Annotated in this window: 19 protein-coding genes and 1 pseudogene; 7 read left to right on the top strand and 13 right to left on the bottom strand. The window is 61.5% G+C overall.

The window, feature by feature from the left end:
• Position 1: 1 nt before the first annotated feature.
• On the bottom strand, positions 2 to 1,918 hold the full coding sequence (locus NO931_RS14540; RefSeq protein WP_256393077.1) for a hypothetical protein: 1,917 nt from the start codon (positions 1,916 to 1,918) through the stop codon (positions 2 to 4).
• A gap of 33 nt (positions 1,919 to 1,951) precedes the next feature.
• On the opposite strand from NO931_RS14540, the gene NO931_RS14535 reads away from it, so the two are divergent.
• Positions 1,952 to 2,641 (top strand): hypothetical protein, encoded by a 690-nt coding sequence (locus tag NO931_RS14535; RefSeq protein ID WP_256393076.1) that lies wholly within the window; start codon positions 1,952 to 1,954, stop codon positions 2,639 to 2,641.
• A 229-nt stretch (positions 2,642 to 2,870) separates the two neighbouring features.
• Here NO931_RS14535 and NO931_RS14530 read toward each other — a convergent pair whose 3' ends face one another.
• The 9 genes and pseudogenes from NO931_RS14530 to NO931_RS20885 all read right to left on the bottom strand — a co-directional run.
• A complete protein-coding gene (locus NO931_RS14530; RefSeq protein WP_256393075.1) occupies positions 2,871 to 4,100 on the bottom strand; it encodes an FtsZ/tubulin family protein in 1,230 nt (409 codons plus the stop codon).
• 1 nt (position 4,101) lies between these two features.
• Positions 4,102 to 6,186 (bottom strand): coiled-coil domain-containing protein, encoded by a 2,085-nt coding sequence (locus NO931_RS14525; RefSeq protein ID WP_256393074.1) that lies wholly within the window; start codon positions 6,184 to 6,186, stop codon positions 4,102 to 4,104.
• Positions 6,183 to 6,941 (bottom strand): hypothetical protein, encoded by a 759-nt coding sequence (locus tag NO931_RS14520; RefSeq protein ID WP_256393072.1) that lies wholly within the window; start codon positions 6,939 to 6,941, stop codon positions 6,183 to 6,185. Before NO931_RS14520 ends, NO931_RS14525 begins: the two co-directional genes overlap by 4 nt.
• A complete protein-coding gene (locus tag NO931_RS14515) occupies positions 6,938 to 7,135 on the bottom strand; it encodes a hypothetical protein (protein WP_256393071.1) in 198 nt (65 codons plus the stop codon). The genes NO931_RS14520 and NO931_RS14515 overlap by 4 nt, the downstream gene beginning before the upstream one ends.
• 77 nt (positions 7,136 to 7,212) lie before the next feature.
• Positions 7,213 to 8,511, bottom strand: coding sequence for an FtsZ/tubulin family protein (locus NO931_RS14510; RefSeq protein ID WP_256393070.1), 1,299 nt, complete (start codon positions 8,509 to 8,511; stop codon positions 7,213 to 7,215).
• A gap of 136 nt (positions 8,512 to 8,647) precedes the next feature.
• Positions 8,648 to 10,684, bottom strand: a complete 2,037-nt coding sequence (locus NO931_RS14505; RefSeq protein ID WP_256393069.1) for a PH domain-containing protein — start codon at positions 10,682 to 10,684, stop codon at positions 8,648 to 8,650.
• 284 nt (positions 10,685 to 10,968) lie between these two features.
• Positions 10,969 to 12,558, bottom strand: a complete 1,590-nt coding sequence (locus NO931_RS14500) for an FtsZ/tubulin family protein (protein WP_256393068.1) — start codon at positions 12,556 to 12,558, stop codon at positions 10,969 to 10,971.
• A 37-nt stretch (positions 12,559 to 12,595) separates the two neighbouring features.
• Complete coding sequence (locus NO931_RS14495; RefSeq protein ID WP_256393067.1) at positions 12,596 to 14,125, bottom strand: hypothetical protein; 1,530 nt, start codon at positions 14,123 to 14,125, stop codon at positions 12,596 to 12,598.
• A 57-nt stretch (positions 14,126 to 14,182) separates the two neighbouring features.
• A pseudogene (locus tag NO931_RS20885) lies at positions 14,183 to 14,278 on the bottom strand (UTP--glucose-1-phosphate uridylyltransferase); the annotation flags it as partial.
• 34 nt (positions 14,279 to 14,312) lie between these two features.
• Between NO931_RS20885 and NO931_RS14490 the strand changes: the two are divergent.
• Entirely contained in the window at positions 14,313 to 15,698 is a 1,386-nt protein-coding gene (locus tag NO931_RS14490) for an ATP-binding protein (RefSeq protein ID WP_256393066.1), read from the top strand.
• A 130-nt stretch (positions 15,699 to 15,828) separates the two neighbouring features.
• Positions 15,829 to 17,211 (top strand): ATP-binding protein, encoded by a 1,383-nt coding sequence (locus NO931_RS14485; protein WP_256393065.1) that lies wholly within the window; start codon positions 15,829 to 15,831, stop codon positions 17,209 to 17,211.
• A 68-nt stretch (positions 17,212 to 17,279) separates the two neighbouring features.
• On the opposite strand, the gene aglF is transcribed toward NO931_RS14485, so the two are convergent.
• The gene (gene aglF, locus NO931_RS14480) at positions 17,280 to 18,029 is read right to left on the bottom strand and encodes a UTP--glucose-1-phosphate uridylyltransferase AglF (RefSeq protein ID WP_256393064.1); all 750 of its coding nucleotides are present in this window, start codon (positions 18,027 to 18,029) and stop codon (positions 17,280 to 17,282) included.
• Positions 18,030 to 18,163: 134 nt separating this feature from the next.
• On the opposite strand from aglF, the gene aglM reads away from it, so the two are divergent.
• Entirely contained in the window at positions 18,164 to 19,447 is a 1,284-nt protein-coding gene (gene aglM / locus NO931_RS14475; RefSeq protein ID WP_256393063.1) for a UDP-glucose 6-dehydrogenase AglM, read from the top strand.
• Between the two features lie 21 nt (positions 19,448 to 19,468).
• Here the strand turns inward: aglM and NO931_RS14470 are convergent, their stop codons facing one another.
• Both NO931_RS14470 and NO931_RS14465 read right to left on the bottom strand, forming a co-directional pair.
• The gene (locus tag NO931_RS14470) at positions 19,469 to 19,822 is read right to left on the bottom strand and encodes a type II toxin-antitoxin system PemK/MazF family toxin (protein WP_256393211.1); all 354 of its coding nucleotides are present in this window, start codon (positions 19,820 to 19,822) and stop codon (positions 19,469 to 19,471) included.
• A gap of 9 nt (positions 19,823 to 19,831) precedes the next feature.
• Complete coding sequence (locus NO931_RS14465; RefSeq protein ID WP_256393062.1) at positions 19,832 to 20,098, bottom strand: AbrB/MazE/SpoVT family DNA-binding domain-containing protein; 267 nt, start codon at positions 20,096 to 20,098, stop codon at positions 19,832 to 19,834.
• Positions 20,099 to 20,383: 285 nt separating this feature from the next.
• Between NO931_RS14465 and NO931_RS14460 the strand changes: the two genes are divergently transcribed.
• The 3 genes from NO931_RS14460 to NO931_RS14450 all read left to right on the top strand — a co-directional run bounded on the left by NO931_RS14460 (position 20,384) and on the right by NO931_RS14450 (position 21,744).
• Positions 20,384 to 20,611 (top strand): hypothetical protein, encoded by a 228-nt coding sequence (locus tag NO931_RS14460; protein WP_256393061.1) that lies wholly within the window; start codon positions 20,384 to 20,386, stop codon positions 20,609 to 20,611.
• A 138-nt stretch (positions 20,612 to 20,749) separates the two neighbouring features.
• A complete protein-coding gene (locus NO931_RS14455) occupies positions 20,750 to 21,238 on the top strand; it encodes an OB-like fold-containing membrane protein (RefSeq protein ID WP_256393060.1) in 489 nt (162 codons plus the stop codon).
• Positions 21,238 to 21,744, top strand: coding sequence for a metal-dependent hydrolase (locus NO931_RS14450; RefSeq protein WP_256393059.1), 507 nt, complete (start codon positions 21,238 to 21,240; stop codon positions 21,742 to 21,744). The genes NO931_RS14455 and NO931_RS14450 overlap by 1 nt, the downstream gene beginning before the upstream one ends.
• Positions 21,745 to 21,757: the final 13 nt, after the last annotated feature.

The raw sequence follows: 21,757 nt of genomic DNA, 5'->3' as shown, positions 1-21,757 counted from the left end.
GTTAAAACACCGTCCGTGAGAGTCGTTCGTGGAGGGCGTCGTGCTCGAAGAAAGACGCGACTGCATCGAGCACCAATAGGGAGGCGTAGGCGGTAGCGATCGTCTCTTGGCCACCGCTGGTTGCTCTGACCAGTTCCCAGGCTCGTTGGTGCATCTCTTTGACCGGCCCGATCTCGGAGACGTCACCGCGGGAGCGCTCGATCTGATCGGCAACCTCCTCGTACCGCTCTTTGAGCTCATTTCGCTGGGCCGTCGGCTCGGAGTCGAGCCGTTCGAGGAGGTCCGCGATGTCGAACTCCCCATCCCACCGGACGGTCGAACTCGGCATATCCGTACAGGCGGCAAAGAGGTCGACGTTTCTCTTCGTCGTCATCGCGTCGTTGATCGCCTCGACGGCTCGTTCCGCGGCGTCGAGCGTCAGGTCGGCGGCCGTATCCGGGTCCGTGCTGGTTCCGACGAAATGGTGGCCGGCGTCGGGCAACGATTCGACGCCGTCTAGCATCGACTCGACGACGGAACCGTAATACTGTGGGATCGTCGTATCGCGTCGGGAGTGATCCGACAGCGAACGGACCTCCGTGCGGATTGCGTCGATGCGACTGCGCTGTTCTCGCGAGAGCGTCCAGGTGAAACGCGCGTCGACTTCGGCTGTCGCGGTGCCGCCTTCCCGTACTGTCAGTCGTTCCTCGCCGCCTTTGAACACATCTGAACGGCCGCCCGGCGACGGGATCTCGATCCGATACTGACCCACCATGACATTCTCACGTGTCGCGACCCCGTTCCGGCCAGTCGTCGTTCGACTGCCCTCGGAGCGGTCCCGCAGGAATCGTTCTCCGCTCTCCGGTGTCACCCGAAGCTCCATCGATTCGGTGGGGGTGCCATCTATCTGCGAGACGATGCGGATGCTACCGGTTCTCGGGCGGAGTTCGACCGTGTGGTCACGTTGCTGCCCGAAGGATACCGTCGTCGTCGTGGCCTGATACTTTTCGTGATCGATTTCGATCGTCTCACTCGAATCGTCTTCGGGAGACTCGACCGTTACCATCCCATCCGCCCCTGTGGTGACCGTCGTCCCGTCTTCGCGCCGCACCGTCGCGCCGGTGATCGGCTTGCCACTCTCTCCATCGGTCACGGTCAGATTCGTTGGGAGCGAAATCGTCAGCGTCGCCTCCACGTTTCGACCGCTCACCGGAACGATATCGGATTTGTACTTGCCGTCATCGGTCTTGACGACTGCCATGAGCTCCCACGAACCGCTCCCGGGAATCGTTACCGTCCCGCTCCCGTTTCGGATCACCCGTTTATCTTTCCAGGAGTTGGAGTCCGGCTTTCTGTATACGACCGGTATTCGCCCACTGTGCTTGCGCTCTCCGTCCGTGATATCCACGCTGACGGTTGTTTTCGTAGCGCCGCCGCCTGGCTTCGACCCCAGGAAACGATAGGCTCCCGACGACACGACGGTCCCGAGTAACAGACCGACCACTGCCGATCCGTGGACTGCGAGATCGACCGAGTTTAGATCGTTCCCCGTTATCACCAGTATCACGGTCGTCAGGACCAGCAGGGGCAGGATCGTTAGCCCTGCTGCGAGCACGAGACGCCGCCGCTTCGGTCTCCCACCCAACACGCTGGCGGCCACGCCGAGTCCACCTCCGGCGACGAGCGGAACGCCGAGCAGCGCTCCGATCACCAGATACGGCATCCCGCTCTGGCTTACGCCTTCGGTCGTCGCTTTTGCGAGACTGACAGTGGCAGTTCCGGCGTCAGTCGACAGCAGCAGTTCGTCATCGTGACTCACCCCATCGATCGCGAGCGTTCGATCTTCGCCAATCGTCTGTCTCTCGTCGAGCAGTTGCCGTCCGTCGGATGCGTCCATCGCGGCGCTCACACCGAGCCCTGAAACGCCCTGTTCGAACACCAGCCCATCGTCGGTTACCGTCGCGTTGAGTTCGTGGACGACGAGATCGGTCCCATTGAGGTCGAACGAGAGCCCTCCACCGTCGACGCTGATCTCGTTTCCGACGGCGGTGTGGTTGTCGATCCTGATTTCGGCGTCACGCATCGAAAGCGATTCCGCGTCGACGGGGTCACCATTCACCTCGACCGTGTACTCGTCGCTCTCCTGAATGAGGGGGTGCCAGACGGCGAGTTCGTCGTTCGGAGCCCGCAGCTCCGGATTGTAAGAGATCGGCGCTTCTGCGATCCGGTCGCCGTTCGATCGGACGTCGAGCCTGATCGTCTCGGACGGCTCGACGGCGTCGACAAGCTCTGCGTGATCGATCGAAAGCTGCGTACCGTCATCGGTCACGTTCGCGTCGATCGGGTCGAACGCAGCCTCATCTCCGCTACCCGATGTAACTCCGACCGTCGCACTCCCGCCGAAGCCGGTGGTTGCGTCGCCGTCCATGGGCACACGGACCTCGCCATCGTCGATCCAGGTCGGCGCCGACTCGTCGAACGCCGCGTAGCTGAGATCGACCGTGGCGTTCTCGGCAACTGTTTCGCTACCGTCGTTGGTTTCGACGGTGACGGTTACCGTCGCGGCGGTCAGATCGGTCCCCTCTATCGTGCCTTCGGCGGGGTCTCGAACGTCGATTCTGATTTCGTCGCCCGCGCCGGTCGCGTTTTCGACGTACCGTAACTCGTCGGTCGGTTCGGTGACGTTCACGACGACCTCGTCGGGAGCGTTTATCCCCGAGATATCGACGATCAGGTCGGCGCCGTCTCGCTCCAGATCGCCGGTCTCGCCCGCTGCGACATCCGCGACGAGCGCACCGGCGGTTACGGCGGCGACGAGGAGTACCGCGACGGTAGCGACTCGAATCAGGGGCGAGATCCGATCACCGGCTGTAGATCCGTGTGCGACCATGTCACTCCGCGTTCCGTTCGACGTACGTTTCGAGGTTGTCGACGATACGATCGAGTTCAGCGCTACTGAGGTCGGCTCCGTCGCCGCGGCTCTGCCCGGCGAGACTGTCGCCGAGCATCTCAAACTCGTCTCTGGAGTGTTCCAGCAGCGGGTTCAGATCGAAGCCGCCGAGCAACAGGAGCACGTCGACGTCGCTTCCGCGCCCCCGCTTCGGGGTGAGACTCGCCTGCCCCGCGACGTTGATGTCGTGCTTTCCGGTCCAGTCGCGAAACGCGCCGTACACGTCCGGTTCGGTGATGACCTCGTTTTCGATCATCTTCTCGGGCGCACGGACGATCGCGTACGCGGCAGATGTCGTTCCGATGTCCATCGGAACGTACGTGTTCTCCGCGGCCTGATCGAGCATGTACTCCAGTTCGTAGACGTCCCCATTGAGATCCGTCGCGACGGCGGGCGAGAAGTGATAGGCGTCCATCTGGGAGGGGATCGTCACGTAATCTTTCACGTCGATCACGCTTCTGGTCTCCCGCCCCGCTCCGATCATCAGGTCGATCGCGGTGATGATCGCCTCGTTGATCGAGTCGTAGTGGCGGCTGCCGCCGTTTTCTTCCTGATCGAGATGGGAGTTCGCCGCGAGCAACACCATATCGGCGTTTTGCTTGTCATCCTGCGTTCGGAGCAAGCGGGAGAGGCCACAGACGGCGTTGAAATGACGTTGCGGATTCTCGTAGTAGTATGGCCAGATGCCGAAGGCGGTGTGGATCACGCTGTCCATCCACTCCTCGGAGGCTCCTGCATCGTCGAGGTCGTCGAGCCCGCTTCGGAACTGGTCGATCGTGTAGGGGATCGAGCCGTTGCCGGTGCCCCCGCCCAGCGTCGCGACGTGCATGAACGCGTCGGCGGTGTTGAACTCCTTGATCCGCCTGACGATGCGGTCGAAGTCCTCTCGGGCGCACGCCTCGCCGTTAGGGAAGAAGTTCCCCGCACCCTGTTGGGAGCCGAACTCGAGGGCGTGTGATTCCATCATCTCCTCCTCGTTTCCGTTCGACCCCAGCTGATCGCTCAGCCTGTCGATGGTGTTCCGGAGGTCCGCCCGGTTCGTGTTCATCACCAGTATTCGATCGTCGATACCTGGGTTTTCCGTCCGGTCAAAGAACTGTGAGGCGACCCGGCCGCCGCCCTCCCCGGACGCGATAACGCTCCATCTGGTGAATGTGTCGCTTTGTGCCATTTTAGTTGACCTCGATTGCTGTCTGTGTCGTCGTTACGTCGTACTCGCTGTCGACTCCTGCGACCACGTCCCGAATGACGGCGACGGGGACCGGCGCAGAGAGGAAGTTCTGTTCGAGCTCGTCGTAGGGGAGCTGCTCCCCGACCTCGACGTTGTATCGAAGTACGTTGGTAAGCTCGCGTTCGAGCTGGTCGCCGTCGTAGACGACGATCTCGTCGCCGTCGCGGCAGATGTCGTAGCCCGCCTCGTCGCACCAGACCGCGAGCAAACACGGTGCGTGAGTGTCCCGAACCGGCAGTTCCATCGCAGTCGAGACGTAGCCCTGTTCCTCGAACAGCGACTCCAGCCGCGGACTCATCTCGGGGACGAGCTCCTCCATATCGGCGTCGACGCCTTCACAGAGCTGGTCCCGGAGACTCTGCTCGGTGAAATCGACGCTCGCCGTCGTATCGCCGCCGATCGTTACGTCCCGCTCGACCCGACCGAACGCGCTGTCGCCGGGATCCGCAGAAAGGGTGTGAGTTCCTTCCGGGACCGCCTCGAACGTTACCGATCCGGCGATCCGCGTCTCGACGGTCTTGGTCTCGTCGTAGCCGCCGCCGGTGATCTCGACCGTCGCGGTGCGGGCGTCGCCGCCCCGCTCGTAGGTGAGATCGACGGTGAGATCGTGCGTTTCGACATCGCCCCGCCTGAGAACGGGGACTGCAGGATCGAACTCGACCCCGTCGTTGCGTCGGAAGTAGAGGCCGAGGAACTGGTCGGCGTGACGCATCGGCAGGTCGTCGTCGGTCACCTCGCCCTCGGCGTCGAGCGTGTCCTCGATCGTCACCGCGACGTCGTCGTACGCGTCGACGACCGCCGCCTTCGTGTTGGCCGTCTCGAGGGCGTCGCTCAGCCGCGTCACGACTTCGGACCAGCGCTCGGTGAACCGACCGAGATCGTCGATATCGTCGAGTTCGTCGACGAACCGCTCGTCGACGACGGCTGGCTCCCTGTAGTAGCCCGAGGGAAGCTCCGTATTCCGGAGCGTTCGGACGTCATCTTCAAGCTCGCGCTCCATCGACGCGACGATGTCGAGACAGGTGCCCCGAAGCTCCGAGCGTGGACGGCTCAGTTCGCCGAGATCGAGCGCCGAGTCCAGTTCCTCAATCGTTGCTTCGATCCGATCGACATTGTCGAGATACTCCGCATCAACGTGGCTCGTGATGTCGGCCCGGTCGACGGCGTCGACCAGCTCCAACACTGCATCCCGTTCTTCCTCGAACGAGCCGGAGTACTGATCGCGAAGCCGGTCCTGGGCGTCGAGTATCGACGCGACGGCACGCTCGAACTCGTCGTCGTCGATCGCTCGCTCCGCCTCGTCGAGATCGCTCTCTACGGTGTCGACGCCGCTGGGGCGGTCCTCGCCGCGGCCCATTTCCCGGACGGCCTCGATCGCCGTCTCGACCGTGTCAGTCGCCTCCTCGCGGGCCAGATCGAGCGTGTCGCGGTACTCGGGGATCGATTCCTCGTCGGACAGCGAGTGGATCCGGTCGGCTCGAACGAGTCCGGCCTCTTCGAGCCGTTCGAACGCCGTTTCGATCGCCGTCAACTCCTCGTCGACGAACTCGCGGAACGACGACTCGACAGTCCCCTCTACGTCGTCGATCTCGTTTGAGAGTCGCTCGAACTCCTGAAGGTTCGCATCCTTGATACCGTTTCCGAGGTTGAACGATCCCGTTTCGAGGTCGAACGTGACCGATTGTGATCGGAAATCTCCCTCGATCGACTCCAGTCTGGCGTCGACGCTCGGCGTCCACTTCGGATACGCATCATCAAGGTCGTTCACCTCGCGCACGCAGTCCTGGAACTCCTCGGCGGTCGTCCGGGCCTGCGTCTCGATGAACTGTTGTTCGCTGGTCCCGCTGCGGGCGATGACGCCCCGAACGTACAGTGCGATCGCCGTAACGACGAGGGCCGGAATACCGATAATCACGAACCAGGTCGCCGCTTGCGAACCGCGCCAGACGAAGATGCCGGCGCCGAGTCCGGCAGCGAGGACGATGAGTCCGCCGATGCCGAGTGCAGTTCGGACGTTCGGATTCATCGGACCACCTCCAGTAGCTCCGCGCCGCCGCCGAGAACGATGAGAACAGCGATCCCGGCGAGTGCAAGCGCAATGCCGACCAGAACCGGGATCAGCACGACCTTCCGATCGTAGCTCACGTCACGGCTGAGCTTCATTTTCTCGGAAACGCGCTTTGCTGCCACGATTGGGACGGCCGCTCCAGCAACGATTCCGACGACGAGTCCGCCAAGCAGCGAACCAAACAGCGTCATCCGAACGGTCGATCGGGGGTCCGATCGCCGGTCTTCGACCGCGGTAACGTACGCGTCAGTCGATGTCGCCAGCGCAGCCGTCCGGTCCTCCTGTCGGTCGTTGATCGTTGCTATCGCGTCGAAGGTCCCCGTCGCGTTGCCTTCGCTCGTCGCTGTTAGTAGATACTGTCTGAGTTCCGTTTCCTGTGTAGTCATGTTCTCGTGTCGATCGTCGAGCCGTTCGAGCATCGCCTCCGCCTCGCCGAGATCGCCATCGTTGCCGCCTTCGATCCGGTCGATCGTCGCATTGAGTTCGTCGAGTTCGGTCTCGAACGCTTCGGTCGCCGCCCTGTACTCGCCGACGTGAGCGGCCAGCTCCTCGTCGTTTGCTACCAGATGATCGATCCCTTCGAGCCCGACCGCTTCGGTATCGGCGTTCTCGGCGCCGTTGCCGGCCTCGTTGGCGGCAACGGGTGCGCCGACAGCGGTGGCCCCCACGAGCAACGCGATGACCACCAACAGGACGCATCTCCGCCCAGTCATTGTAACCGCCTCTCGATCCGCCGATTCTTGAGCCAATAGGTGATCCCCGCCGCGGCCACGACGCCGACGCCGATTCCGAGCAACAACCCGCCGCCAGCGATGATGACCATCTGTTCGGAGAGCGACCGGGTCGAACGGAGCAGTTCCGTCGCATCGATCGCGGCACTGATCGTCGAGCCATCACTCGCTGCCATGGCGAGTGTCGCCCCAAGAGTGGCGATTCCCACCGCACTCAGCACGCTGACTGCGATACGGCGTGACCACCGAGAGCTCATGTGAGTAGCTCCTCCGTCTCCTCCTCGTAGGCGTCGGCGGCCCGCTCGATCTCGTCGAGTCGATCCAGATCTTCCCGCTGGTAGGTCAAAAGCGTCGTCACCGACGCGAGGTTTCTGTCGCTGAGTGCGACGCCGATGTTAACCTCGTTCAGGCTACAACTGCGCTCTAGATACTCCTTTACCGTGCCGATCTCGACGCTGTTTGCGCCGGCGGTCAAGTTGCCGCTCGGAGCACGCACCAGGGAAATGGCCTTCTGTGCGTCCCCGGCGTCTGCCCGCGCGAGCGTCTGCTTCGATGCCGACAGGCGGGAGAGTGCCGCGCTGTCGATCTCGCGGTTTCCGAAAAACGGCATCAGATAGCCGGTCAGGGATTTGGTCATGGTCACCGACCGGCCGATCGCCCCGTAGCCCGGTTCGGACTCGTCGTTGCCGATACCGAACGACAGCGACGTCATGATGTCACGAACGTCGATATCGGGGGTGTCGACGCCGTCGACCTGGCTGGCGTCGACACTACTTAGCATCGGCCCCGCGACCATATCGTGGATCGCCGTGGCGACGTACTCGTTGTACTCCCCGAACTCGCCGCCGGCGGAGTCGAGGTACGAGATCCGCTGATTGTCGACGAGCACGATCCCGTCGACGGCATCCTCGAGACGGTCCAGCCCGTACCGGGCGTTCCAGGCCTGGCGTCCGGCATTTGTCTCGTCCGAGTCGTCCTCTCCCGTGCCTCTGGTGTTGGGAAGCACGGCGACCGCAACGACGTGCGTCGACCCGTCGGTAAACTCCTTGATTTGCTGTGCCAGATGCGGTCCGATCCCACAACCCGTACCGCCGCCGAGGCCGAGAAACAGAAACGCAAACTGAATATTGTCGGAGTTCTCGACTGCGGACGCCCCGTCGTCCTCGTTCTCGTCCTCGTCCTCGAGGTCTAGGTCGAGCCCGCCACTGCCGAACCGCTCATCGAGGATCGCCTGCAGCTGGTCGGTGTGTTCGCTCATGACCTCGTCGGCGTCCACCGGGTTCCGCCCGAACCCGCCGGTCACCATCTCCTCGAACCCCGGCTCGGTCCCCTGGATCAGTCCGTGGTCTTTTGCCACACCGTACTGGTCTTCCTCGGGAACGTTCGACAGGTTCTGGAGGTCACGCATCGTCGAGTTGAACACCAGCGGCCGACCGAGCGTCGAGATGTCGGTCGATTCGAAAAGTCCCAACATCGAATCGTCGGTGTACTCGAAGATAGCGTCGACGATTGCACCACCCGCCTGGCCTGCCCCTACGAACAGGTACGTCATGTGAACATCAGCTACTGTTTTGTTTACTTTGGTTAGTGACTGTCAGACGATACATGGTTCAACGCTACGTAGTACTCTATTATTACCTAATAAAGATAGTGGGTTCGCTGACAGTTTTGCCAGCGCTACGCTGAATTCAACCGCGAAGGCGGCGCAGCATGACGCTGTACTCGTTGCGTTCGTACAACTGTTCGACGTGTTCGAGGAGTTCATCCGACGCCGATAGGATCCCAGCCGCTCGCTCCGGCCGGTCGTCGCTGACGCTTTTGGCTTCGGCACAGAGATTCCCAGCCAGTGACAGGAAGTGGTTCGGGATCGTGTGATTGTGGTCGGCCCTGACGGTAACGTACTCGTCTTCGATCCGGGAGCGTCGCGACTCGACGTCGTCGAGTAGACCTCGTACGTCGACCGACTTCCCGCCAGTATCCTCCCGAGAGAGCCGCGGAAGCAGCGTCCGGTCGTAGAACGTACACTCCTGGTAGATGGCGTACAGCTGGACGCCGTCGATGTCATCCCGCTCGACCATCGTCTCCATCTCGCGGATGCGATCCGCGAGATGGCGATAAACCGCACCCTCCTCGCGCTGAAGTTCGTCGTCGAGCGAGGTCAGCCGCCGCCGAACGTCTCGCTGACTGATTTCCGCGACTGCCGCCTGAAGCTCGTCGTGCTCGTCGAGCGATTCTACCGTCGAGCGCAGTACTTCGGTCAACTCTCCGTCGTCGTGCTCGTCGAGTGCATCGAGTAGCTCCCGAGACTGCTCGGTGCGTGGACGCGCCGATCGTTCAACGTCGTCGACGACGGACGAGAGCGGTGCCGACGACGTTTCGGCCGTCGCCGCCGCAGTTTCGACCGCTTCGGTCGCCTGAGAGGCCCGTTCCGCGGCATTGTTCGCTCTGATGCGTACGTCGTGTTCGCGTTCGACGGTATCACAGAGCTCTCCGGTCGCTCCCGAAAGTCGTTCGTGGCGGGATTCACACTCCGCTAAATCGCCGATAAGACTCGACGTGCCGTCGAGAACCGGCTCGATAGCAGTCGCGAGGTCACCCTCCTTGCTGGCTACCGACCGCTGGGCCGACTCCACCTGGGTCTGATCCGTCGGATCGGTAATTTGGTCGACCGCGTCGGTCACGGCCGCCGAGCGCTCGATCGCCTCCACGGCATCAACTAGCGCCGTCTCGACACGCTGGCGATCGGGATCATCGTCGGCCAGCGCTCTGCATAGCTCATCGGCGGCTCCGGACCGTGGTCGACGGTTCGTGAGCACGGATTCCGCGACTGCGGTTACCGGATGATCGGCAGTCTCCGGTTCGGCCGTCCGGGTTGCTTGCATTCCTTCGGCGGTAGTGGCGTTGGTGTCGTCGGATGTGGTGGTCCCGGTATCTTCGGACTGCGAAGCGGTGAACGGGTCCTCGGTACCGCACTCGGGACAGAAATCGACGTCGGCATCGACGAGCTCACCACAGTCGAGACAGCGGTCACGCTTTGCGACGGTCGACGTTGTCGACTCGTCCTGTTGTTCTTGCTGTTCGCTCCGGCTATCGGACGATGAGCTGTTGTCGGTGGTATTTTGCGCCTGACGTCCCTGCTGTTGGTTCTGGCGCTGGCCACCCGTCTGCGTTTGCTGTCCGCCTGCTGGTGCCTGTTGTCCACCTCTCGGCGCCTGCTGTCCGCCTGCCGGCTGCTGATACCTCCCCTGACCGGGTTGGTTGGCAGCCTGCTGTTGTTCCCGAAGCGTCCGAGCGACTTCTTCGTAGTTGCCGACGCCATCGATGGTGAACTGCTCGCGGGCCGAGTCGGTGACCGAAACGGTTCCCTTGCCGAACAGTGATTCAATGAACCCCGCCTGAGTCGAGATCCCGTTTAGCGTCTCTAGCCGGGCTTCGTTCGTTGACGTCCCCAACAGTCCGGATGTCTGCTTTACGCGCTGGTTCGTGACGATGTACCGGCTGGCCCGCCGGGAGAAGTATACGCTAAGAAAGAGCACCAGCGCCAGCATCATCAGGAAGCCCCCAGGACTGCCCCCGATACTGAGTCCCAGAACGAGCAGAAATGCCGCAAAAAAGAGCCGCCGCAGCCAGTTGACCCACGACTGATGAGCGTTCTGCAGGACGATCTCGCCGTCGAGGGGGTTGATTCCGGCCGTGCTCGCCTTGTGTCCCTGATCGTCAGACATGGCTACACCCCCGAACTGCCGCTACCGGGATGGCCGCATCCGCGACGGCCGCCGGTACGGCGACGCTCGATTCCCTTTCGGTTCGACCGTTGCTGCGTCTCCACGAAGGACGCGGCGGATGACAATATCATAGCACTGTCGTGTTTCATTGTCGTCCTTTATTTAGCAAGTAACTGTAATACTTTTCATTTAATTTCCTATAACTTCCGCCGGCATTTCGTCCACTGACGCGGCTTGCGGTCCTCCGGTCGCCTCGATAGAGAGCGATCGACTCCCCGCGACAACTATGCCATGTTTTCTCGCCCGAGACAGGCGAACAGCGACTCGACTTCGTCCCAGACCCCGCGGACGTTTTCGGCTTGCTGGGTGTTGCCCTCCTGTTTGAGCGTGCGAGCGTGCTCGTACATCCCGTCGAGCGACGGCATTTCGGGGTTCCAGAGCGTTCCCCAGAGGTACACGTCGTCGAGGTAGGGAGTAACGAGCTGTTTGAGGTGGATGTCGACGGATTCGATCCCCGAGGTCCGTTCGGCGTCGAGGAACTGCTCGTCGGCGATGATACTCGACAGCGTCCCGTCGGCGATGAACTCCGAGACCTCCTGCATCTTCTCTTCGGGGCCGTAGACGAGGAACGTGCCGCCCCAGGCGGTCGTCGGATCGAACTCGGCGAGCTTGTTCTGGAACAAAGCGTTTCTGACGAGAATCTCCAGCTTCGATCGGTTGAACGAGTTCGCTCGCGAACGGCCCAGTACCGGTGCGAGGATCACCGCCGGTGTGAACTCCCGATCGGGATCCTGCTGGTACTTGTCCTGCACCGGTCGGAAGCTGTCGGCGGGGTCGAACACGTCACCCATGATCGACATCGTCGCCTCGCGGTCGAGGAACTGCGGTACCGACGACATCGTGAACGCTTCGAGAAAGGCTACCAGCGGTTTGTTGATCTCCTCGTACTGCGGCGGGTTGTACTCTCCGAGCCGATTGATTCGTGGCCGGATATCGGTCTGCACGTCGCCGAGACGGTTGTTATCGAACGGGACGATCGCATCGACGGCCCGCGACGCTCGGGCGAGACCGACGATTCCGTTTACTTTCGCTCGTCCACCGAACTCCGAGTACTCGGATCCCTCCGAGGGAATGACGATGCTGCTAAACAGCGGCTTCGGGACGACGAAGTCGTCGTTGAGGACCTGCGTCCGGATCTTCTCGGCGAGGGGAGGCGTCGAACCACAGCCGGTACCCTTCGTAACGCTGTGAACGAACATCACCGCTTGCGAGTCCTGGATATCCGACTTCTTCATGTCCCAGCGCTCCTGAAACGGGTCAGCGCCGGACTCGAAGTCGGCTTCGATGAGCTCCCGGCCGATGTCCCATCGGTAGCCAGCACCGGCGTAGTCGTGTTTTCCCCAGCCGATGATGCAGTTCGGAAGCAGATCGTTGCGGGAGTAGCCTTTCTCCTCTTGTGCGTAGTAGGTCTGTTCGAGTTCGCTCACGTTCGTGTTCAACAGCCCGTACCCTGCGAGTCCACCCTGCCAGATCCGGGCTCGCCGTTCATTGTTTTCGGCTAGCGTCTCCCGGCGCAGTAGGATCGCATCGAGAATATTGTTCCCCGCGCCGCCGACGCCGATCATATACCACTTTTTTCCGTAGGAATCGTCCATCAGGTCGTCGCTGGGGACTTCCGTAATCGGCTCCGGTGAGCTCGGGTCGTCCGACGTCTCTTGATTCTCGGTATCACTAAACACTTCCTCCTGCAGTTCCGGATACACCTGTTCGACCGACGCCGGTTCGTCGCGATGGGCCGCACGGAGGTGGTCGACGAGCGTCCGTTCCTGCCACTCGTTTGCGCGACGCATACAGATTTTGCAGACGTTACTCATCAGTCGTACTATCCGTGCGGCCGAAGTGTCTAAAGGATTACGTGCGTGATGAGCCGTGGCCGTGTTGTTCGGCAAACCGCTCTCTGAGCGTTTCGAGTCCATCTCGGGCGTTCATCCGGTCGGAAAACTCCACCTCGAAAAAGCCGGGTGGCGCATCCTCCTGTAACCGGACATCGTCGACGAGATCCGTCTGACGACGGCAGAACGTCGCCAGTTCCGTCAACACCTCGGGGGAGAGAATACTCTCGGGGAGCCCTTCAGTCTGACATTCCACCCGGTTTCCGTCGTCGCCATCGAGTTCCCGGAGGACGAATAGTATCTCGTCTGCGACATCTTCCGGCGCAACCCGCGAACGGCTCTCTGATTTCTCGGCGTCCCGATCCGCCGGCTCGGTAGACGCTCTCCCTGTGGTGCCGTCCGATTCTGTCTTTTCCCTCGACTCTTCGACGACGACGGTTTGATTCTCGACTGTCGTCGAAGCGTCGTATGCTTCCTCGATAAGCGGAATGACCTCCGAGACGAATGCGACAGGAACCGCCGATGGGATATCAACCCTCCCCTCCCCGTGTTCGACGGTCCCAACCAGTCCGCCGAGGAAATCCACCGTAACGAGGAGTTCGTCGGCGTCCCGTTCGGTACTGTCGAGTTGACGGGTCGCGTCTTCGAACGAGCAGTCGTGGAGCGCATCACGGGCTGCTTCGAGTTCCCGCTCGATCTCGACGGCACCCGTGACTGAGCCGTGTCGTCCTTCTATCACGAACTCGCCGACGCGCTCGTTCAGCGAGTCCTCGAGTCTCTCCGTGAGGGAGCGAACGTCCTCCAGCGTCTGCTCTATATCCTCGTATTGGTCGGCAAAGGAGTCCTCGTGACGGCCGATGTACGTCTCGATCTCACGACAGTGATCGTATAGCATCGAGAGCGTCCTCGTCGCGTTCCGGAAATCGTCGTCGACGGTGTCGCTGGCGGCAGCCTCGATTTCCGTGATGTGGAGCGTCTCTTGTGAGGTAGGAAGCGTCACCTCACGGTACTCACTTGTGAGGTTCACGATTTCGTACGCGCCGCCGTAGCGCGATTCGACGCTCGGGTCAAACGTCCCCTGTGCGATGGCATCCTCGATGCCGTTACGAAGATCACGTTCTATCGCGTCGACATCCTGTCGAGTCCCCGATCCGTCGAGTGGCAGTCGGCTCCGAACTCGGCTGACCGCGGACGGTGCAATCTCCTCTATCCGTTCGATCGTCTCCTCGCCGATTCGGTCCTCGAAATCGAGCTGTGGGTCGTCTACTCGCTGTCCAGGGGACGTCGAATCGCCACTGGTCGCGGTATCTGTGTTCTTGCTAGTAGTTTCAGATGGGTCCCCTCCCCCGCCATCAGAGCGGCCATCGTCGACGACTAGCTTTCCGAGACCGAGTAGGCCCAGCAAACCGATAGCCACGAGGACGATCACAAATGTTGTGTTCTCCTGTAGCAGGAAGATGCTGGCTGGCCGGTCAAGTACTAACGCCGATGATTCTGCCGTTCCTTGATCGAGAGGAAAGTTCGATACCGCATACCGCTCGAAATCCATATACGACAACTGAACGACAAAGGCGTAAAGAGCTATCGACCTACTCGACAACGGTGTCTACTGTCGTTCAAATTCGCCGGTCAGACGCCGTTCGGCTTCGTCGCGATCCTCGTGGTAGCCGATGTCCATGCGCCACCCGTCCCGACACAACGCATAAGTCATTATTGCAGTAATCATTATCTAGAGTATGACCTTCTACGATCGGGACGACGAACTCGAGGCCCTCGAAACGGCGTACAAGTCCGCCGGGCACGATTTCTACGTCGTCTACGGTCGACGCCGCGTCGGCAAGACGGAGCTTCTCAAAGAGTTCTGTGGCGATCGGGCCCACATCTACTTCCTCGCGGCCCAGGAGGCCGAACACCGCCAGCGCGAGAAGTTCGTCGAGCAGGTCGCCGATCACTTCGACGACCGGATCCCCCGTGTCGAAGGGTGGGACGACGCGTTCGAGTATCTCGGCGAGAAGCTCGCCACCGAGTCACTCGTCGTCGTGATCGATGAGTTTCCGTATCTGATCGAGGAGAACGACTCGCTTCCGTCGTACATCCAGTCGTTCGTCGACGAGCAGCTTCAGGACACCGAATCGATGCTCGTGCTGTGTGGCTCCAGCGTGAGCACCATGGAATCGGAGGTGCTTGGTCACGAGAGCCCGCTCTACGGGCGCCGAACGGGACAGATCGATCTCCAGCCGTTCTCCTTTCGACAGGCTCGCGAAGCCATCGATGACGATCTCGAGGACGCGATCCGATCGTACGCCGTCACCGGCGGGACGCCGATGTATCTCACGCTCTTCGATTACTCCCGAACGCTCTCCGAGAACGTCCGCGAACAGATTCTATCGCCGACTGCCGTCCTGTACAACGAACCCGAGTTCCTGCTGCGAACGGAGTTGCGCACTCCCGCTCGGTACATGAGTATTCTAGAGGCGGTCGCGACGGGCCACACGACGCCAAACGAGATCGCGGGGGCGACCGGAATCGGCTCCGGACCACTGTCGAAGTATCTTCAGACGTTGCGACGGTTGCGCCTCATCGATCGCGAGGTCCCCGTAACCGCGTCGGCCAAACACTCGAAGCGATCGCGATACCGGGTCGCCAACGAATTCTTGCGATTCTGGTTTCGGTTCGTCGAGCCGGATCGTTCGAGTATCGAAGGAGCTCCGGGCGTTGTCTACGACGGGACGATCGAACCGAACCTTCCGGATCACGTCGCGACGACGTTCGAGGACATCTGTCGAGAAGCCGTGTGGGAAGCGATCCGACGCGGCGAGCTCGGCCCCTACTCCGAGGTCGGCCGGTGGTGGTACGGCGAAGACGAGATCGACATCGTCGGCCTCGCTCCAGACGACGACAGGGTGTTGCTCGCGGAGTGCAAGTGGACGACGGAACCGGTCGGCCGCTCGCTTGCGGAGTCGCTACGTGAGAAGGCCGAGCGAGTTCGATGGGGGCCGGACACGCGCAACGAGGAGTTCGCGCTCTTCTCGAAGAGTGGGTTCGTCGACGGGCTCGCCAACGAACTCGGCGACGACTGGTCGCTGTTTGACCTCGGTGAGATGGACGAGCTTCTCACGTAGGAGAATAGACGACCAGGAGCAGGAAATTGGAGGACGGTGTCGAGGAGAAGTAGATTAGTAAAATCGCAATTAGTAAAATCGTGATTTAGATAATCGTCAGCATTATCGTTGACGCGGTGCAAGATGGTGTATGGACCACCCGCGTTTCGTCAATCGTGACGAAGAGCTAGCAATACTTGACTCGAAGTTCGAGAGCGAGACGGCGGAGTTGGTGGTCGTGTACGGCCGACGACGGCTCGGGAAAAGCGAGCTCGTTCGCGAGGCGATTCGCGACCGCAATGACGCCGTTTACTGGCAGGCGACCGAAGAAACGCCGGACGCCCAGCTCGCGAACTTCGTCAAAACCGCCAGCGAAACGTTTCCGATGCTGGAGGATATTCGACGTGACTGGGAAGCGCTCCTTCGGGCGCTGGGTCGACAGGATGCGATCGTAATCCTCGACGAATTTCCGTACCTCGTGGAGTCGGACGAAGCGCTCCCCTCGAAGATTCAGCGCGTCTGGGACATGCATCTCCAAGATACGAACGCCTCACTCGTGCTCGTCGGGTCGTCGATCAGCATCATGGAGGACAAGGTTCTCAGCGGTGGCAGTCCGCTGTACGGTAGGCGAACGAGTACGATCGATCTCCCGCCGCTCGATCTCGAAGACGCCCGACAGTTCTACCCTGAAGACGAACCCGACACGGCCATTCAGACGTGGGGAGTCTTCGGGGGGACGCCGTACTACCTGCAAGCCCTCACTCCGTCGGCATCGCTCGCAGAGAACGTTCAGTCGCATGTTCTCTCGGAGCACGGCGTTCTCCACAACGAGCCCGAATTCCTCCTGCGAACGGAGTTCGGAATCCGCGAACCGCAAACGTACTACACGATTCTGCGGGCGATCGCGACCGGTAAGCGCGCGGCCAACGAAATTGCCGACTTCGCCGGCGTCGACTCCAACGCGCTTGGATCGTACCTCTCGAAACTCCGACGCCTTCGACTCGTCGAGCGCGACATTCCGGTAACTGCGGACCCGAACTCGACTCGGAAAAGCCGGTACCGGCTGAAAGAACCGCTGTTCCGGTTCTGGTTCCGGTACGTGTACGGCCAGCAGGGCCACCTCGCGCAACTCGGCGACGACGCGTACGACCAACTCGTCGCACCGACGTTCACCGAGTATATGGGGACAACGTTCGAGCGCGTCTGCCAGAACGCACTCCCCAAACTACGTCCGAAGACGTACCGGAGGATCGGCTACTGGTGGTACCAACATCACGAACTCGACGTCGTCGGCCTCGCGAGCGACGGGACGCTCGTCGCCGGAGAGTGCAAGTACACTACCCGAGAGATGACCGAAGGCGATCTGGCCGATCTCGAGCGTAGCGCAGCGCAGATCCAGTGGTCACCGGACGATGCGACTCGCGAGGAACACTACTGTTGTTTCTGTCGTTCAGGATTCTCCGAGGGGCTGCAACAGGTAGCTGCGGAGCGAGACGACGTGTCGCTATTCACGCCCGCCGATATCGTCGAGTGATTCGGTGGTATCCTCGAATGAACTGAAAATCTGCTCTCGATGAGGCCCAGAATGCGCAAGAACCGAGTTCAGTCACTGGTCGCCGCTACCGCCTCGTCCTCGGCCGTCTCGCCGGCCAGACGCCGTTCGGCCTCGTCGCGGTCCTCGGGGTAGCCGATGTCCAGGCGCCAGCCGTCGAGGCCGATCGCGTCGATCGTGCGCCCGCTGGCCAGCAGCAGGTCGACAGCCTCACTGATCTCGTACTCACCGCGATTGGAAGGCTGGACCAGGTGGCAGGCGTGGAAGATCGCCGGCGTGAACGTGTAGAAGCCCGTCATCACGAGGTTCGTCGGCGGCTCCTCGGGCTTCTCGATGACTTCGGTGATCTCGCCGTAGTCGTTCGTGTCACAGACGCCGTAGCGTGAGGCCTCCTCATAAGGGACCTCCTCGACCAGAAATGCGGCGTCGGCGCGATCTTCGTTGTGTCGGCGCACGACATCCTGAAGGTTCGCGTCGAAGATGTTGTCGCCGAGCATCAGCATGAAGTCCTGATCGACGTGTTCCTCGGCGGTCAGCAGCGCGTGGGCGAGGCCCTGCTGCTCGCGCTGGTGGGTGTAGGTGATCGGCACGCCCTGAAACTCGTCGTCGTAATGCTGGATGATCTTCTCTTTCTTGTACCCGACAACGACGATCAGCTCCTCGGCGCCGAGTTCGACGAGCTCTTCGAAACAGTGAGTGAGAATCGGCTCACCATCGACCTCGACCATCCCCTTGGGTTTGTCTTCGGTGAGCGGCCGAAGGCGAGTCCCTTCGCCACCGGCGAGAACAACGGCTTGCATACCCCATTGATTTCAATTGACCTATAAAATCTTTGCGTGTCATTGTGCTATAGCACAGAAAGCGACTGAGAACAGAAGACTACTGGACGTTAAGTACGGAACGTTAATGCGACCCGAGCAACCCATCTCGGATAATGAACATCAACGTCGTCGGCAGCGGCTACGTCGGGACGACGCTCGCGGCCTGTCTCGCGGACCTTGGCCACGACGTCACGGCGATCGACATTGACGAGGATGTCGTCGCAGAGTTGAACGCGGGACGGCCGCCGATCCATGAATCCGGACTCGACGAGCTGGTCGCCGAACATGCTGGCGAGAACCTTCGTGCGACCACGTTGTACGAGAACGTCGCCGAGGCAGACGCGACGTTCCTGGCGATCCAGACGCCCTCGCGCGAGGACGGCAGCATCGACGTCACGCCGCTGGAAGCCGCCGCCGAGATGACCGGCGAGGCACTCGCTGACGCCGGCGACCATCTCGTAATCGTCAAGAGCACGATCACGCCGCCGAGCATCGACGCGATCCGCGATGCCGTCGCCGAGGGTGCTGGCGACGTGACTGGGCGCATCGAGGTCGCGACGAACCCCGAGTTCCTGCGCGAGGGGACAGCGGTAGAGGACTTTTTAGCCCCACAGAAGATAGTCTTCGGGACCACCTCGGAGTGGGCGACCGAACGGCTGGAAGAGATCTACGCACCGCTGTTGGCCGACCACGATGCTCACGTCGTGCGGACGGATCCTGAGACGGCAACGATGATCAAGTATGCGAACAACGCGTTCCTCGCCACAAAGATTTCGCTGATCAACGATCTGGGGAACGTCTGCAAGGAGTTCGGCATCGACGCCTACGAGGTCGCCGACGCGATCGGCCTCGACGACCGCATCGGCGAGCGTTTCCTGCGCTCGGGCGTCGGCTGGGGCGGGTCGTGTTTCCCCAAGGACGTCGCCGCGATCATCGCCGCCGCGCGGGAGTCCGGGTACGATCCTGCGGTGTTGGAAGCCGCTGTCGAAGTTAACGACCGCCAGCCCGAACGGATGCTGGAGTTGCTCGACGAGCACGTCGACGTGGAGGGTAAGCGTGTCGCCGTGCTCGGCCTGGCGTTCAAGCCCGGGACGGACGACACCAGAAATTCGCGCGCGATCCCGGTGATCAAAGGGCTACAGGATCGTGGAGCCGACGTGGTTGGGTACGACCCGGTGGCGACCGAGAACATGCGCGAGCGGTTCCCGGAGATCGAGTACGCGGACTCGGCTGCCGCGGCGCTGGAAGGGACTTTGGGAGCGCTCGTCGTGACCGACTGGGACGAGTTCGCGGCGCTCGATGAGGAGTTCGACGCGATGGCCGATCCCGTCGTGGTGGACGGTCGACGTATTATTGATCGGCACGAAGGGATCACGTACGAAGGACTGACCTGGTAGCGACGTGAGCTGACCTACTCACTACACATCACGAAGCCCGAGACTGTACTCGAGTGCGGTATCGACCTCTGCCATCCGGTCATCCGGGATAGATCCAATTACATCGGAGATGCGCTGGTCGATGGAGACGGTCCGGATCTGACTGCAGACCGCGACCGAATCCTCCCGCAGTGCACACTCTTCGGCAGAGACCAGTACTTCGAACGGATAGCGTTCATCACTGAAGGATGTCGTGAACGGGATGACGATCGTCGTCGGGGCGTTCTCGTTGCCGACATCGTTCTGGACGACGAGACAGGGGCGTGTGCCACGCTGTTCGGATCCTCGTGTTGGGTCTACCTCGACGATGACAATATCGCCACGGTGAACGTGCATCGACGCCACCTACCACACCGGCACGTCACCGAGACTGTCATCAGCTTCCTGTGAGACATCAGCCATCTCGTCAGTCAGCGCTCGATGCTGGTCGGCGCGGCGACGGTACCCCTCTGCGAGATCTTCACGAGAGATGGGTTTCTCGATGATGATATGTCCCGACTCCTTCCGGATCGTAACCTCGTCGCCGCCGTGGAGACCGAACTCCTCACGGAACTCTTTCGGGAGGGTCACCTGGCCGCGTTCACCGACTGTACGTTTCTCTGCGCCGGCCATACATACTCATACCGTATTCATATCTATAACGCTATCGGCGCTGCTGATCTTCTCAGATAAATTCAATCTCCAGGCTGGAGTCTGAGACGGTATCTACCGAGATCACGATGGCTTGTTTCCGGAGGATGCATGGCGACGCCAGTACCAGTCCGTCGAGAAGACGGCTCGAATTCGAGAGCTGGAGACGATGCCACGTCCCGACGCCTGAGACAGCCCGGTAGACCGGTGGTGCAAGTAAGCGGTAAAGACACTATAACTAACCAGTTAATACCGGTAATCCCGTGTATGGCTGGAGCCGACCACGCCGCGGGGGGAGCATCGCAACGGAGTGCGGCGGCCCTGCTGTCGACGGCGACCGACCGGCTCGAACGCGCCCTCGAGCGCGTCGACCTAGAAGACGAGCCGGAGGTGGCGGACCAGATCATCGAGGCGATGGAGGCGGCCGACGAGGCCGAAACGTTAGCGTCCGAAACGGGCGACCAACGGCGTCGGGCGAAGACGCTCACTCACTAACACAGCGCGAGCAAGGGAGTACCGCGAATCGGACGCACCGATTGGTCTGAACACATAGGTGCCCCACAGCCGATCTGACGACCCGAGTGACGTCGATACTCTCAAGTCGGTCGTCCATCGAACGGACGGACGACAACCGTGAACCGATACGTTCGGATGCTGGCGTGCGGGCTCCTTCTTCTCGGCACCGTCGGTCTCTGTGTCCACTACGGAACCGTCTACGAGGACCGGTGGCCCCACCCGACGGCCGAGGAATTCGACGAGGACTTCGAGTCCTACAGCGGATCGGAGGCGCTGGTGTTCGGCGAAGTGCAGTCCGTCGACGGCGAACGGGCCGTGATCCACGTGCTTGATCGGAACGACGAGGTCGTCGCCGAGTTGACGGTACACGGATTTCGCGGCAATGTCTCACCCGGCGGTCTGATACAGGTGTACGGCACGCTGCACGCTGACCGGACGATGGACGCCAGCAGGACCGTCGTGGTGACGCCCGACAGCACGAGTCAGTACTACAAGCTCGGTATCTCCCTGGTCGGTGCAATGCTCGCGCTCGGCTACTTCTTCAGCCACTGGCGGATCGGCGTCAGGCGACTGGCAATCATTCCTCGCGAGGAGGGTGATCGTTGATGGCCGATCTACTCACGCACGTCCTCGTCGCGTACGCCACGTTCACGGTGATAAGCTGGTACGTCGAGCGGCTCACGCCGAAGTGGGTCGCGATCGGCGCCATCGGCTCGATGGTGCCCGACTTGAATCGGATCGGCATGTTCGTTTCCGAGGTATGGATCGAGTCGGTGCTCGGCGTTGGCTTCCGCTTCGACGCCCTCTCAACGCTCGGCGGCGCCGTGTTTCTCTGTGGCATCGGTGCGACGCTGTTCGCTCGCGAGCGTCGCTACGCGTTCGCAGTGCTGGCTGGCGGCGCCCTAACGCACCTCCTCATCGACGCGGTCAAGGCCTGGGCGGACTGGCAGGCCGCGGCGTGGCTCTACCCCGTGACGTGGTGGCGCCACGCGACGCCGAGCCTGTACGTCTCTGCTGACTGGTGGATGGCTGTCGGAGCGGTACTCGTTGCAGGGGCTGTGTGGTTCTGTGATCGGCGCTGGTTCGGGAATACGGACGTGGCGACGCAGTGAGCCGTTCGTTTGC

This window comes from Natronoarchaeum rubrum (genome assembly GCF_024494695.1).
This window is presented reverse-complemented; position numbering and strand designations above follow the sequence as displayed.

Excerpts from the sequence above, each read along its gene's own strand:
- NO931_RS14530 (WP_256393075.1), bottom strand. The coding sequence starts at position 4,100 with ATGGCACAAAGCGACACATTCACCAGATGGAGCGTTATCGCGTCCGGG.
- NO931_RS14525 (WP_256393074.1), bottom strand. The coding sequence starts at position 6,186 with ATGAATCCGAACGTCCGAACTGCACTCGGCATCGGCGGACTCATCGTC.
- NO931_RS14520 (WP_256393072.1), bottom strand. The coding sequence starts at position 6,941 with ATGACTGGGCGGAGATGCGTCCTGTTGGTGGTCATCGCGTTGCTCGTG.
- NO931_RS14515 (WP_256393071.1), bottom strand. The coding sequence starts at position 7,135 with ATGGCAGCGAGTGATGGCTCGACGATCAGTGCCGCGATCGATGCGACG.
- NO931_RS14510 (WP_256393070.1), bottom strand. The coding sequence starts at position 8,511 with ATGACGTACCTGTTCGTAGGGGCAGGCCAGGCGGGTGGTGCAATCGTC.
- NO931_RS14505 (WP_256393069.1), bottom strand. The coding sequence starts at position 10,684 with ATGTCTGACGATCAGGGACACAAGGCGAGCACGGCCGGAATCAACCCC.
- NO931_RS14500 (WP_256393068.1), bottom strand. The coding sequence starts at position 12,558 with ATGAGTAACGTCTGCAAAATCTGTATGCGTCGCGCAAACGAGTGGCAG.
- NO931_RS14495 (WP_256393067.1), bottom strand. The coding sequence starts at position 14,125 with ATGGATTTCGAGCGGTATGCGGTATCGAACTTTCCTCTCGATCAAGGA.
- NO931_RS14490 (WP_256393066.1), top strand. The coding sequence starts at position 14,313 with ATGACCTTCTACGATCGGGACGACGAACTCGAGGCCCTCGAAACGGCG.
- NO931_RS14485 (WP_256393065.1), top strand. The coding sequence starts at position 15,829 with ATGGACCACCCGCGTTTCGTCAATCGTGACGAAGAGCTAGCAATACTT.
- aglF (WP_256393064.1), bottom strand. The coding sequence starts at position 18,029 with ATGCAAGCCGTTGTTCTCGCCGGTGGCGAAGGGACTCGCCTTCGGCCG.
- aglM (WP_256393063.1), top strand. The coding sequence starts at position 18,164 with ATGAACATCAACGTCGTCGGCAGCGGCTACGTCGGGACGACGCTCGCG.
- NO931_RS14470 (WP_256393211.1), bottom strand. The coding sequence starts at position 19,822 with ATGCACGTTCACCGTGGCGATATTGTCATCGTCGAGGTAGACCCAACA.
- NO931_RS14465 (WP_256393062.1), bottom strand. The coding sequence starts at position 20,098 with ATGGCCGGCGCAGAGAAACGTACAGTCGGTGAACGCGGCCAGGTGACC.
- NO931_RS14460 (WP_256393061.1), top strand. The coding sequence starts at position 20,384 with ATGGCTGGAGCCGACCACGCCGCGGGGGGAGCATCGCAACGGAGTGCG.
- NO931_RS14450 (WP_256393059.1), top strand. The coding sequence starts at position 21,238 with ATGGCCGATCTACTCACGCACGTCCTCGTCGCGTACGCCACGTTCACG.